This is a genomic window from Paenibacillus sp. NPDC055715 (genome assembly GCF_053617595.1).
In genome coordinates this window covers 83,945-97,177 of sequence record NZ_JBSHGA010000007.1, presented here as the reverse complement: position 1 = coordinate 97,177, position 13,233 = coordinate 83,945, and the positions used below count along the sequence as shown (strand labels likewise).

Genomic DNA, 13,233 nt, shown 5'->3' with positions numbered 1-13,233 from the left:
ATACACTCGTGTAAATGCAGTCCGCTTGTGGTATACTTTTAACTAAGAAGTCGTAAAATAGAAAAGCCGTGATGCTGGATACATCACGGCTTGTAACAAAGGCCGGTGGGCGACCACGGCGAGAATTTCATACACGTATGAAAAACCACCGGATAACTAGGCTCCCTAACCTATCCCCGGTGGTTTTTCTTGTCTCGGCGCGCTTGCTTCCAGGCGTTGAGCAAAGTATTTAGGCCGGTAAAAATACCGACTAACTTCAACATCACGTCCAAAAGCTTCAGGCACAATTCAAGTATAGACACGGCGACACCCCCTTTCGGGTAACTTCGCCGTGTCATTCCCCACCGGTTTACTTTGTCACTATTTATTATAACATGGAAATGGAAGCCAGCCTATGTCAACGTTCCAGATCAGGGCCGGACTTTGCTTTTGGGAACTCAATAACATTAGATTTTTGGTTCTCGTCCTGTTTGGATCTTCCTTCAGATGTAGCAGCTACTTCTTGTATCGGATCAGGTAGTGACTTCCCGTGAAAATCAGCTTTACTATAGCGTTCAATATAATCCACCAGCTTGGCAGATTTCGATTCTGCTAATTCCGGTTTATCATAACTTTCTTTAAATATTTTATCGCTGATTTTCACAAAATCATTTGCCATACGGTCAGGAACCGCTTGGCCATTTTGTATTTTATCTATATAATTCAGTAAAAATTTAATTTCTTTTCCTTTTTCGTCATTAAACAATGATGGATTAGATACGAACTCTTGAGCAATGTGAGTAGCCGCTTTGTGCGATTCTTTCAGTAAAAAAGCTCGTTCTTCCTCTTTATCCATAGGCTTTTGCTGTGTAACTTCCTGAAAGCGTTCTTTGTTCAAATGGTCAATTTCACGAATAATATTGTTGGCCGTCTTCTGAATTTCTCCAAGGGCTTGCTTGGCCAGATTTATATCCTTAGCCCAGGTTGCTATGTACCCGGCGCTGTAAGCTTCCGTATCAATGCCAAAGTATTTTGTAACCATAAAGGCCGTAGCTTCAGCTTGGGCCTCCTTATGCTTTTTGGGTAAGTCTTTCACAGGGCTGTCCATTCGATGGAGTTGAGCATGTGCGTATTCGTGGATTAATGTTTTCAGCTTCATCGTCGTATTTTCCACATGCACTTTCTATAATATACATTTTTTACCTATATGATTATAAAGCGAATTGTACAATTCTGCGGCTCTATGGTTATCTTTTATATCATCGCGGATAATGACACGGAGATTGGCCAGCTCCTTACCTTTGGTTTGACTCACATCAAACACATTAACCGATGTGAACCCCATGAAAATATATAGTTAAGCTGATTAAACGGGCGTTACGTCCTGAATCGCTTCTTCTTCTTTCCAAATCACGTTCTCGCGATAGTTTGATCCCCAATCGTACATCGCTCTCAGTACCGGAATCAGGCTTCTACAGGATAGACTTTACGAAGAATGAGTTTATCCTTTTCCAGCTCGCGCAGCTGGTTTAGTCAGCATTTTTTGCGTAATGTGGGGGATCAGCTTCAAATCAATCCGGTCTTTTACAATAGTGATGTTCATTCACCTCCTGTCCGTAGTTACTCCCAATATACTATTTAGGGCTACTATACGCAAAAGGGGATACATCCATTTTGGAAACTAACCATACTTTTGGATACGGATGGAAAGCTACGACGATTAAGAAGGAATGACGATGGTGTTAAATGATTCAGGCTCTAGCTCAAAATGATGTGTAGCCTCTCCAGCGGACAGATTCAGCACACGTGATTCGTGGAACGGATTGGCAATGACCACTACCGTTTGTCCGTCAGCATTGCGGAAAGCGACGGCATTTCCCGTCCATGATCCACGGAGTCCAATGCGTCTCGCACCCGGCAATACAAAATGAGAAAAGTGCTTCGTAACGTAATATTCCGGGTTCAGGGTAAGCTTACGATCCGCCGGGTCAACGGTGATCATCGAATTTTGCTCCCATCCCCATGTGCTCTTGCCTTTCGGCTCCAAAACCATGTTCCAGTAAATATAAGCATTCACACCATTGGTGAAGTAGTGCTGGTACAGGTTATATACATATTTGGCGTAATCCCAGGAATTTTCTCCGTTCCCGCATTCATTTTCTGTCTGCATATAACGAAGCTCTGGATAGCTGGCTACGGTGCGTTGGATGGCATTTTTGCCTGCCCACTGATAGCCCACGCCTTTAATATATTTGTAGGCCTCCGGGTCACTCAGTACGGTATGGGCATATTCATCGAATCCGGTCGAAGTCTTCTTCATTAATTCTTCCCACGGATCAGGGGCGTTAATGGTACCCAGCCAAATTTCCGTATCCAGTCCGTGTTCCTCGAAGGCAGGGCCTAAATAGTCGCGAATAAATTCTCGAAGCTGTTCACCAGTCCATACACAGGAAGGGAATTTTTGATCGGCAATGACTTCATTTTGAACATGGATCTGATGAATCGTAATGCCTGCCTTACGGTAAGCCTTGGGCGATTTCATCCATGTCGGCGGGCTCCAGGGTGAAGCGAACAGCTTCAAGTCCGGGTTAAGTTGCAGCGCTTCCCGAATGAAAGGAATGAGATACTACTGATCACGCTCGATGGAAAAATGCTTCATCTCCACGTCGCCATCCATTTCATTATGACTGTACCATTCCAGCGCGTAGTCACTGGCTCCAATAGGGAGTCGGCAAATCGTGAATTTGTGTTCGCCCTCCGGGTGGAAGAGAGAGTGAAGCACCTGCTCCCGTTCGTCGTTCTCCAAATGGTTCAGGGCTACATAGCCCAGTTCATTAAAACAGCCGCCAAAGCCTTCGACAAGCTGATACGTTTCGCCCGTAATGGTCAGGTTGGCATGCTCTGGGGTTTCACTAGGATGAAGAGATCGGGATTGCCAGGCTTTAGCTTTGGAAGTGGAAAACCACTGAATGGTCTGATTGCTCATATATTACCCTCCTGTGAACGCTTTTTGTATCTCTTCTTATTATAGGGTAGGATCATAGGAGATGAGATGGTCTGAGCCAAGACAAATTTGCCCTAATCCAAGGTAGATTCTGCTGATAAGAGGTGCCAAGAACACATAAAGAACACATATCTTTGGTACGCTGATGTCCTAGAATGACCGAAAGAGGGAAGTCGATTGAATAAAAGGGTTCTTCTCGTGGAGGATGAAATTCGTATTCGTGAAGTCATTGCGGATTATTTTAAACAGAATAATTGGGAAGTCTATGAAGCAGGTAATGGAAAAGATGCGCTAATCTGGTTTGATTCGGTGCAGCCCGACCTGATCATACTCGATATTATGATGCCGGAGCTGGATGGTTGGGAGGTATGCCGTCAGGTTCGCAGCCGTTCCGGGGTGCCGATCATTTTGCTGACCGCCAAATCCGGTGATGATGATAAAATATTGGGCTTTGAGCTGGGAGCAGATGACTACGTTACCAAGCCTTTTAGCCCCAAGGTGCTGATCGCCCGCGCGAACGCGCTGATGAAACGGGTAGAGGGCCATGTGCTGCCTGAGTCGCATGTCCTGCGGTTCGGCACGGCGATTCTCAATACGATGGCTCATCGGCTTGAGGTGGATCAGGCGGAAGTCGAGTTGACGCCCAAGGAGTATGAGCTACTGCGGCTGCTTATACATAACAAAGGTATGGTCATTTCACGGGATGCGATACTTAGCCGGGTGTGGGGGATCGACTTTGAAGGAGACACGCGGGTCGTGGATACGCATATCAAAAAGCTGAGAAGTAAGCTGGGCTGCGAATCACGCCATATCCGGACTGTTTTTGGTACAGGCTACAGGTTTGAGGAGGAAGAATGAACAAACGGGGAGTTACCTTTAAGTTGTTCATTATGACCGTTGTATTTTTTCTTTGTTTTTACGGCATGGTGATTTTGAGCCAATTGCTGTTTTTTGAAAATTTTTATCAGCAACAGAAGATTGGGCGCGTGGAAAGCCGTTTGCAAAGCTTCGGTCAAAGCTATGTCAAGGAAGCTTGGGGCTCCGACAGGGTTTCGCGAGAAGCAGCCCGTTTTATGTTTCAGAATAAGAGCCAGTTGGCGATTGTCACGCTGGACGGCAAAGTTAAGCTGGATGACCCGTTCCATATCAATCTCCGAAAAGCAGACGGACAGATCGTGAAAATATCGCTGTCTCTGTTTATGAGCCAATTTGGAGATGAACTGAGGGCGGCCCGGATTCAGCCGGGCGACTCATTAACCGTTGAAGGTGAAGTGTTGGAAACCAACGGCATCTCTTCTGCCAATTTCATTTATCCGTCGGGCATTCAAAAGCCTGGCTCCAAACATATAGGAACGACATCGGAAGAGACGAGCACAGAGGGCCGTGTAAAGTTGTCCGGTACGGTGACAGAAATTGTGCTACCGGATCTGAAAACCTGGAGTCAGCGGCAAGGATTGCTGTTTAGTGCGCTGGAGGAATGGTTTCCTTTGTCGCAGACCCATTTGGAGAAGCTCAAGAATTTTGAAGTGCTGGAGGAAGAGTGGACGGAGCCTTGGACGGGTGTGCGTAATGCAGTCATTGTCCATCCTGTGCGACAAAGCACCGGAGAGATCGACCTGCTGTTCACAGTGACATCGTTGCAGGAAATCAGCGAGACGAATGAAGCTCTGCGCTGGTTCTATCTGTACCTGGGTATTGGGGGTTTTGCGCTGATTCTTATTTTGTCCTTGTTCTATTCCCGAATGGTGACCCGTCCGCTCATTGCCTTGAACAATACTGCCAAACGGATGGCTAAGCTCGATTTTACAGCCCATACACCGATTCGGCAAAATGATGAGCTGGGCAGCCTGTCCTACAGCATGTATACCCTGTCCCAGAACCTGGACACCGCTTTGCGCGAGCTTCAGGAGGCTAATCAGCAACTGGTTGAGGACATGGAGCAGAAACAGAGGATGGAGGCTGTGCAGCAGGACTTTTTTGCCAACGCCTCTCATGAGCTGAAGACCCCGCTTAGTATTGTTAAAGGCTTCGCAGAAGGGCTACAGGATGGCGTTAGCGCCGGGAAGCAGGACCACTATATCAAGGTGATTGTTGAGGAAGCGGACAAAATGGAGCGGCTGGTCAAGGATATGCTGGACCTCGCCAAGCTGGAATCCGGCACCCTCAAGCTTCGCAAAACGACCTTTATACTGAGCGAGCTGGTGGAGGAAGTCGTGGATAAGCTGTTCCATCTGTTAAAGGAAAAGCATGTGGAAGTGGTCATTATCCCTGCTAATGAGCTGCCAATTCACGCCGATGCCGGGTGGCTGGAGCAGGTGATTTTCAACTTCGTCATCAATGCCATCCGGCATGCCGAGGAAGGAAGTTCGATTACGATCCGTATCGAAGGCTCCGGGGAAATCAATACCTTTTCCATTGAAAATAAAGGGGAAACGATTCCCGACGATCAGCTGGAGCAAATTTGGGAACGGTTTTACCGGGCCGAGCTTTCACGCAGCCGGCAGACAGGCGGAACCGGACTGGGACTGTCGATCGTCAAACGGATTTTGGATTTGCACGATTTTCGCTATATAGCGGAGAATACCAAGGATGGCGTTCGTTTTGTCGTCATATTCGGAGGTTAAAGCTATGGCAAAGGAGTCAAGCAGTATGAAATGGAATTGGTTGCCCTCACTATGTACGATTGCAAATCTGGGGGCAGGGGTACTATCCCTGTTTTACACGATTCATGAACAATATACGACCGCTTTTATTCTGATTTTGGTGGCTGCCTTGTGGGATGTGCTGGACGGTTTGCTGGCAAGGCTGCTGCATTGCTCCAGTGAATTTGGCAAGCAGCTCGATTCGCTGGCGGATCTAGTCTCATTTGGCGTTGCCCCTGCTTTCTTGACCTTGTTCTACCAACTGGGAGGTACACATTGGATGGGGCCGCTTGTGGCTGTTTTGTTTGTGATATGCGGTGCGGTTAGGCTGGCAAGATTCAATCTGTTGGCTTTTAGTAAAGGCTTCGTAGGCATGCCAATTACGGCTGCGGGTGTGATTTTGTCCTTTATGTTTTTATGGAGTGAGTATTTGCGACCCGAATTATTGCTTGGGCTCATGGTAGTGCTTTCTTTCCTGATGGTTAGCCGTATTGCGTTCCCGTCCTTCAAAAAATAACCGATCAGGAGGTGAAGTCGTTGGTGGATAAGCACGGCAAGTGGGGCGGGCTGACACCGAAACAGTTTGCAAAGTAAAGGGATGGTTTGCACGCTTCGGGCTATGGACCCTTATTTTTATCTCCATTGGTTATGTTACCGGAGCGAATATACACTTTCAATAAGGTTACACCAAAAGTAATGTAGCATTTTTCACGTATTCCACCGATAATATAATAAAGATACTGTATAACCAGTGAGGGGATCTGTAGTGACGCTTTTAAAAATATATTGAGAAGTTACCTGGAATTCTGCAAATGATCTTGAATATCTCGCTGTTTCTGGTCCGTCATCAGGCTCATTATTGTAGATCACGATGATGCCAAGAATACATTTTGGTAGTCCATTTCCATCCTGGCCATGGTGTGTTCTCTATTGATCGCTAACAGTAAACTGTTAAAAAGAGAAAGCTGATCGTTAGGACAGACTACAAGGTTGACAGTCAAGTGGGAGAGAGGGAATAAAGACGAATGGTAAGAAACTGGATGAATCATGCGGGCGTCAGACGGGGAGCGGTCCTTGCGATAATCATTTTGGTGTTGTTTTTGTTAAGAAGCATGATGAATATTATTTTGTTAACGCTGCTGCTTACGATCCTGATCGGCAGTATATATAACGGAGTGAATAAGCTGGTCAAACGGTTCGTCAATGTGCCGTCAATGGTCGTGCTGCTACTGGTGTATGGGCTGCTAATTCTGATTATGGTGTGGGGCGTTTACCGAATGGTGCCGCTAATCATTGTACAGGTCAAGCAGGTGTATCTCATGATTCAGCAAGCGTATATGTATCCTGATCGTAATCAATGGAACGAAACCATCATTGAGTTTATGGATACGCTGAATGTTCAACGGCTATTTGAGCCGGGCTTGAATGCAGTGATGAAGGTCAGTCAATTGGGAACACAACTGCTGGTTTCGATTATTTTGAGCCTATTCTTCCTGATGGAAAAATCCTATATTACACGCTTTACAGCTACGTTTAAGCATAGCAAGCTGGGGTGGTTTTTCAAGGAAGTGGGCCATTTTGGTCGTATGTTCCTGGACACGTTCGGGAAGGTGCTGGAGGCTCAACTGCTGATTTCACTAATTAACTGTATATTGACCACGATTGCGCTCTGGACGATGGGCTTTCCTAATCTGCTGGGTCTTGCGCTCATCATATTCGTGCTGGGATTGGTCCCGGTGGCAGGTGTGTTTATCTCGCTGATACCGCTTGGTCTGATCGCTTTCAGTGTCGGTGGCATCCAATATGTGATTTATCTGGTCATCTTGATTGTGGTTATACATGCAATTGAAGCCTATTTCCTGAATCCGAAGCTGATGTCTTCCAAAACCAATTTACCGATATTCTTTACCTTTGTCGTATTGATTTTCTCTGAACATCTGATTGGAATTTGGGGCTTGATCGTAGGTATTCCGCTGTTTGTTTTCTTCCTCGATCTGATTGGGGTACAGCGCAAACAAGAGAAGGATACCTGATTTGACGAATGTCTGCGAAGCCGCAGGCATTTTTTAATTGTAGTACACTGAGTATAAAAGATGTTGTTAGTTAAATAAGGAAACGAGGATGATATGGGTGGATCAGAAAATCAAGGTACTCGCTATATCGGGGAGCCTTCGTCAAAAGTCCTCCAATACAGCATTATTGAAGGCTACCATCGGGTTAGCGCCGGAGAATATGATGTTCACGATCTATAACGGATTGGGTGAGCTTCCTCATTTTAACCCTGACCTGGATGTAGATGACGGGCCGGCTTCCGTAAAGGAGCTGCGGGAACAACTAAAAGAAGCGGATGGGGTATTGATCTGTACGCCGGAATATGGGAATGGTGTTCCAGGTACTTTGAAAAATGCATTGGATTGGATCGTTTCTTCGGGCGAATTTGTAAATAAACCTACAGCAGTGATTAGCGCGTCACCCTCTCCTATGGGTGGGAATCTGGCGCATGCCTCTTTGTTGCTCACACTGCAAATGATCAATGCCGAGATTGTGGAACATGGACAGGTTATGATTCCGCATATCACATTGAAGATAAATCAGGCGGGCGTCATTACCGATTCTGAAACCAGGCAGGAGTTACAAGCATTACTTCAAGGGCTTGACTCAACTTGTTCGAGACAGACAGTATAGAGTAAAAGAAAAGCAGATCCTTCATGAACATATCACTTCCATCTCTGGATCCATCGGCATCCCTGCAAGCTGGCGACAAGTATATATTTCTGCGAAACTTCACGTTATTGACCCTCCCGATACAAACGTGGTTCGTATACGCCCAGACGCTGTGCGTCGTCTACAACGATTGCACAAGCGTTTGTGCCTTTGGATTGCTGACAAAACAGCGCTGCCTGTATAAGGCGCTTGTGTCTTTTGCTGGTGCAGCGTCCATACGGGAACGAGGAACAGTGAATGGGTAAGATATCAGGGATCTGATATAATAGAGCACAAATAGGTTCATAGAGCGATGGCTGTAGCAGAGGAGAGAAGACTGGTGTACGAGCAAATTGTAATGTATGGTCTGAGCAAAAAAGAGGCTGTTAAGGATTATCCATTTGGTGCCGATCCGCTGGTGCTGAAAGTAGGGGGCAAAATGTTCGCTCTCCTGACCCAGAAGGACGGCGTTAGCCACGTATCTCTGAAATGTGATCCGATCATTGCGGAGAACCTGCGTGAGCAAAACAAGGCGATTAAGCCGGGATATCATTTACATAAAAAGCATTGGAACACGGTAACAGTCGATGCTACTTTCCCGCTGGAGGATTTGTACAGCATGATCGACCATTCGTACGAGCTGGTTTTCAAAAGCTTGACCAAAGCGCAACGTGAAGCCATTACGATGAGAATACGGGCAACCGATCTGTGAAAGGTGTGTTGTATGATGAAGGTTCAAGAATTAATCCATCTGCTGCTGGCGATACATCCGCGTTCAGAAATCGTGGCTTATGCCGGATGATGTGCTGGAGAATATGTGCCTGAAGCGGATACCCAAACGATAGGATATTGGCTGTACCTTTGAGAGTGCGGATGAAGTACCTGATCGGATGAAAAAAGGTTCGATTACACTTGAAAATGTTCACGTCATCTCTGTCGGCTTTTTTGAATCAGACGCGCCGGGTATGGTCGCCCATTAGATTTTGTTCAGCCGTACTAACAGCTCCCCGAATTTTTCCTATTCCTCATCCGTCCAGCTCTCCAACATTTCGTAATACCGGGCTACTCTCATTTTCTTGTCTTCCAGCAATAGCTCCTTACCCAGCTCCGAGATTTCAAACAGGCTTACGCGCCCGTAGTTGCATGGTTACTTTACTGTTTAGGTAAAGATATGCGTGCTGAAGCCGGGGCTTACCAGATGCTGGATGGACCGTCTAGATCATTAACAGCTCACGAATCTCCAGCTCGGTCAGTGTCGAAAGGGTTTCTTGTCCCGGCTGTATGACCTGGTCGATGAGATTTTTCTTTTTTTGCTGTAATTCATACATCTTGTCCTCTACCGTACCTTGCGCGACGAGACGAATCACCTGCACGACTTTTTTCTGGCCCATCCGGTGGGCGCGATTGGCAGCCTGTTCCTCTACAGCGGGATTCCACCACAGATCATACAAAATGACGGTATCTGCTCCGGTGAGATTCAGGCCGGTTCCTCCTGCTTTCAGAGAAATCAGGAACAGATCGCGTTCTCCTTCATTAAAACGGCTGCACAGCTCCACACGTTCCGAAGCGGGAGTCTGCCCGTCCAGGTAAAAGTAGGGCACTCCTTCCTGAGCAAGCTCGCGCCCGATCAATTGAAGCATCGTCGTAAATTGTGAAAAGATGAGCATCCGCTTTCCCGAACTAAGGCATTCCGTAACGATCTCAAGCAACTGCTCAAACTTGGCTGAGCTTCCGGTGTAGCCCTCGATGAACAAGCCCGGATGACAACAGAGCTGGCGAAGCCGGGTCAGACCCGCAAGGATCTTGATCCTGTTTTTCTGGAAGCCTTCCTCATTCAGATGCTTTAATGTCTCGTGCTGAAGCTTGGCCAGATAGGCCGTATACAGCTTCTTCTGATCCGGCAGGAGTCGCGACACCTGAACGGATTCGATTTTTTCCGGCAGCTCCTTCAGGACGTCACTTTTGAGGCGGCGCAGCAGAAATGGTCGTACCCGCTTGGCGATCACATCCCGGGTGAGATTGTGAAATGCTCTTTTTCCACCGGGAAATAGCTCGGGAAATACAACATCGAAGATGGACCATAGCTCTTCCAGTGTATTTTCCACCGGCGTTCCAGTAAGGGCAAAACGGTAACGGGCTTTCACATCCTTCACACTCTGTGCCGTTTGGGTGGCATGGTTCTTGAATGCCTGCGCCTCGTCCAAAATCAGCGTGTGGAACGATAGCTTGCCGTACAAGTCCGTATCCCGACGCAGCAGAGGATAGGAGGTGATGATGACATCATACCGGGCTGCGTCCGTGATGATTCGACTGCGCTCATCTGCGTTACCGTCTGCAATAGCGACGCGGATATGCGGTGCAAACTTCTCCAGCTCATTCCGCCAATTGTACACCAGAGACGCAGGGGACACGATCATGGCTGGAAGCTGCTGATTGCGGATTTCCGGCAGCACAGAGACGAGGAAGGCGATACTTTGCAACGTTTTGCCCAGTCCCATATCATCTGCCAAAATGCCTCCAAAACGGTAATGCGCCAACGTCTTGAGCCATTGAAAGCCATAGACCTGATAATCTCTGAGGATCGAAGCGAGTGTATCGGGTACTGGAAAGTCGAGATGATCGGGATTGCGTATATTCTCCAGCAGTTGGCGAAACGTTTTGCCCAGCGTCAGGTTCTTCCCCTGATCATGAGGATCTATTAAATACAGTCCTTGCGTAACGGGCATGCGAATTTGTGCGGCATCCAGGTCGCTTTTGCGAATTCCCGTTTCGTTCATGAACCGGATCAGTTCCTTGTATTCCTCTGTTTCCAGCGGCAGCAAAGCGCCATTCGGCAAGCGGTGATATCTTCGCTTTTCCTCCAGTGATTTCAGCAGCTTGCGGATTTCCAACTCCGGAATGCCCTCGATATCAAATGTAAATTCAAGCCAATCGGTGCGTTCATCCAGCTCTACTCGTACCTTCGGGGTGGGCAGGGTGTTGTTTATTTTCGATTTAACGGCACCTGTGGCATATACCTCTACCAGCTTTTCTAGCTGTGGCACCGTATGATACAGAAAATCATATTCCGCATCCTCATCTTCCATAACATATCCACTATCTGTCTTGGCGAAGGAGCTATGCTCCATCAGATCCAAGATCCGCTGTTCCTGCTCCCCGTCCCGTATCAGAATACGCTCGTTGTCAGGCTTCCGCTTGTCGGTTTCCAGTGGGTTCACGATGATCTCCCCGTATTGGAACTCCAGTCCTGCCAGCAGCTTATCTCTTACCCGATCCAGATACAGCTTTGCCTTCAATGGCTGCTGTGTGACCCGCTCAGAGACAGATCGTGTCATATGGACACGTCCAAGCTTCGTCAACCCGGGGACGACCTTGTCCATAAAAGACTCCATCTGTTCCGGTGCAATCTGAATTTTCCGCTTGTGGTGGACTTCTACCATCCGTTTTAGCTCGGACAGACGTCGCAGCGGATCGTCCTTCTGCTTTACGAGCTTGCCATCGGCAATGACGATGCCGTAGTCCTCCATAATGGTTAGATCAGCCAATCCCTGAATGCTTAGCTGGTAGCCTTCGCTTTCAGCCTCGGCCTTATCGAATTCAAATTGCAGCGGCAGCATGTTGTCCGACTGAGGAATACCCTCGATTGTGTTTCCGTGAATTTCAAACTGGACGCCCTGTGCTGCTGCCAGCAAGGGGAGCAGCTTTTCCCAGGCCGCAGGTGGAATGAGCAGTAACCGTTCTCCACTCATATGGCTGCCAGAGGACGAATACGTACCCGAGGTTTCCCGGATCATCCGTTCATTGCGGCGAACCTGAACCAACTGCTGGAGGATGGCGTCATGTTCGAGTCGAAATCGGTACAACTGAGGCTCATATGAAAAGTTTCTCGTAAACATGTAGCTGTCGCCACGATCAATACTGTCAAGAAACGGGCGGATTTTCTGGATGATATACAATCGTTTGGGTCCGGCTTTCATCTCTATGCCAAACATGTACTTCTGGTAACCGTAGGCAAAGGGACGGATCACAAACTGAAAATCCAGAACAGCGCGAGTATCCAGCAGGGTAGGGGTGCTGCGAAGCGGCTTCTTGCTGCTGAATAGCTTTAGCATACTGTCGGTCAACTGGAGGTCACTCTGCGTGATACCGGAGAATCGTGCGGTCCGGGCGTGATCATACTGAGCATCGGTAGCGGTATAGATTCCGTCTGCTTCAGTTCCTTCTACTGAGTCCGGGGTCATGTCCGAATGGAGTCTGGAAGCATAAGAACGCACAGACAGGCTTTTTCCGTGCAGCATTTCATGGGCGTTAATGAGAACAGCGGCAATATGCTTACAATACCGTCCGGTGGTCTGAAATGTGTTACAGGTGCATTCCGCGTGGATACTGCCGTTGGGGCGGATCATAGCGGCAACGGCATAGAAGCGACTTCCTTTGACCGTGGCCTCATATACACCATCGTCATGGTCTATTTGCGTAAAGGCCACTCTTTTGGCCCGATAATAGGCATCCCCGTCGTCATAAGCGGCTTGACTGCATAGCTGTCTAATGACCCGCCGGGTAAGTTCAAAGCTCATGGTTCGCAATCCTTTCCTGAGTCATTCCGTTTTCTTTCATGATAACAGAACAGGCGGGAGGATGAACACATACGTGTGGAAATAGTTTTCCATTTTAATACTATAGAACGACATGGCTCTATGTTTTATATTTGTCAGGGTAGAACGTATAAGTCTCACTGATAACAGTGGCAGGGTTATTTGACTGTGCAATAATACTACTGGCTTGTGTTGTTAACTCTTGCGCTGAAACCTCTCTGAAAGGCGCTATTGTAAAAAATAAAATCAACACAGCTAAAACGGAGAAATTTCCCCCATCCTAACAAGTCCTTTTATTATTTTTTTATAT

Annotated in this window: 10 protein-coding genes and 2 pseudogenes; 7 read left to right on the top strand and 5 right to left on the bottom strand. The window is 47.4% G+C overall.

The genetic code is table 11. The features are described from left to right. Window positions 1-170: 170 nt before the first annotated feature. The 4 genes and pseudogenes from ACWGOO_RS13600 to ACWGOO_RS13585 form a co-directional block, all read right to left on the bottom strand. Entirely contained in the window at window positions 171-302 is a 132-nt protein-coding gene (locus tag ACWGOO_RS13600; protein ID WP_452484183.1) for a hypothetical protein, read from the bottom strand. 95 nt (window positions 303-397) lie between these two features. Then, window positions 398-1,153: a hypothetical protein gene (locus ACWGOO_RS13595; RefSeq protein ID WP_452484181.1), complete on the bottom strand. Its 756-nt coding sequence runs from the start codon at window positions 1,151-1,153 to the stop codon at window positions 398-400. A gap of 192 nt (window positions 1,154-1,345) precedes the next feature. After that, window positions 1,346-1,648 (bottom strand): annotated as a pseudogene (locus ACWGOO_RS13590) (winged helix-turn-helix transcriptional regulator). A 51-nt stretch (window positions 1,649-1,699) separates the two neighbouring features. Then, window positions 1,700-2,965, bottom strand: a pseudogene (locus tag ACWGOO_RS13585) (glycoside hydrolase family 30 protein). 195 nt (window positions 2,966-3,160) lie between these two features. On the opposite strand from ACWGOO_RS13585, the gene ACWGOO_RS13580 reads away from it, so the two are divergent. The 7 genes from ACWGOO_RS13580 to ACWGOO_RS13550 all read left to right on the top strand — a co-directional run bounded on the left by ACWGOO_RS13580 (window position 3,161) and on the right by ACWGOO_RS13550 (window position 9,040). Continuing rightward, on the top strand, window positions 3,161-3,841 hold the full coding sequence (locus tag ACWGOO_RS13580) for a response regulator transcription factor (RefSeq protein WP_452484179.1): 681 nt from the start codon (window positions 3,161-3,163) through the stop codon (window positions 3,839-3,841). Further along, window positions 3,838-5,607: a sensor histidine kinase gene (locus ACWGOO_RS13575; RefSeq protein WP_452484177.1), complete on the top strand. Its 1,770-nt coding sequence runs from the start codon at window positions 3,838-3,840 to the stop codon at window positions 5,605-5,607. The genes ACWGOO_RS13580 and ACWGOO_RS13575 overlap by 4 nt, the downstream gene beginning before the upstream one ends. 25 nt (window positions 5,608-5,632) lie before the next feature. Continuing rightward, on the top strand, window positions 5,633-6,142 hold the full coding sequence (gene pssA, locus ACWGOO_RS13570) for a CDP-diacylglycerol--serine O-phosphatidyltransferase (RefSeq protein WP_452484500.1): 510 nt from the start codon (window positions 5,633-5,635) through the stop codon (window positions 6,140-6,142). A 508-nt stretch (window positions 6,143-6,650) separates the two neighbouring features. After that, window positions 6,651-7,658: an AI-2E family transporter gene (locus ACWGOO_RS13565; RefSeq protein WP_452484175.1), complete on the top strand. Its 1,008-nt coding sequence runs from the start codon at window positions 6,651-6,653 to the stop codon at window positions 7,656-7,658. A gap of 88 nt (window positions 7,659-7,746) precedes the next feature. Further along, window positions 7,747-8,310, top strand: coding sequence for an NADPH-dependent FMN reductase (locus ACWGOO_RS13560; protein ID WP_452484173.1), 564 nt, complete (start codon window positions 7,747-7,749; stop codon window positions 8,308-8,310). A 23-nt stretch (window positions 8,311-8,333) separates the two neighbouring features. Continuing rightward, the gene (locus tag ACWGOO_RS13555; RefSeq protein WP_452484171.1) at window positions 8,334-8,594 is read left to right on the top strand and encodes a hypothetical protein; all 261 of its coding nucleotides are present in this window, start codon (window positions 8,334-8,336) and stop codon (window positions 8,592-8,594) included. A 74-nt stretch (window positions 8,595-8,668) separates the two neighbouring features. Further along, the gene (locus tag ACWGOO_RS13550; RefSeq protein ID WP_452484168.1) at window positions 8,669-9,040 is read left to right on the top strand and encodes an MmcQ/YjbR family DNA-binding protein; all 372 of its coding nucleotides are present in this window, start codon (window positions 8,669-8,671) and stop codon (window positions 9,038-9,040) included. 502 nt (window positions 9,041-9,542) lie between these two features. Here ACWGOO_RS13550 and ACWGOO_RS13545 read toward each other — a convergent pair. Further along, the gene (locus tag ACWGOO_RS13545) at window positions 9,543-12,905 is read right to left on the bottom strand and encodes a DEAD/DEAH box helicase (protein ID WP_452484166.1); all 3,363 of its coding nucleotides are present in this window, start codon (window positions 12,903-12,905) and stop codon (window positions 9,543-9,545) included. Window positions 12,906-13,233 lie beyond the last annotated feature (328 nt).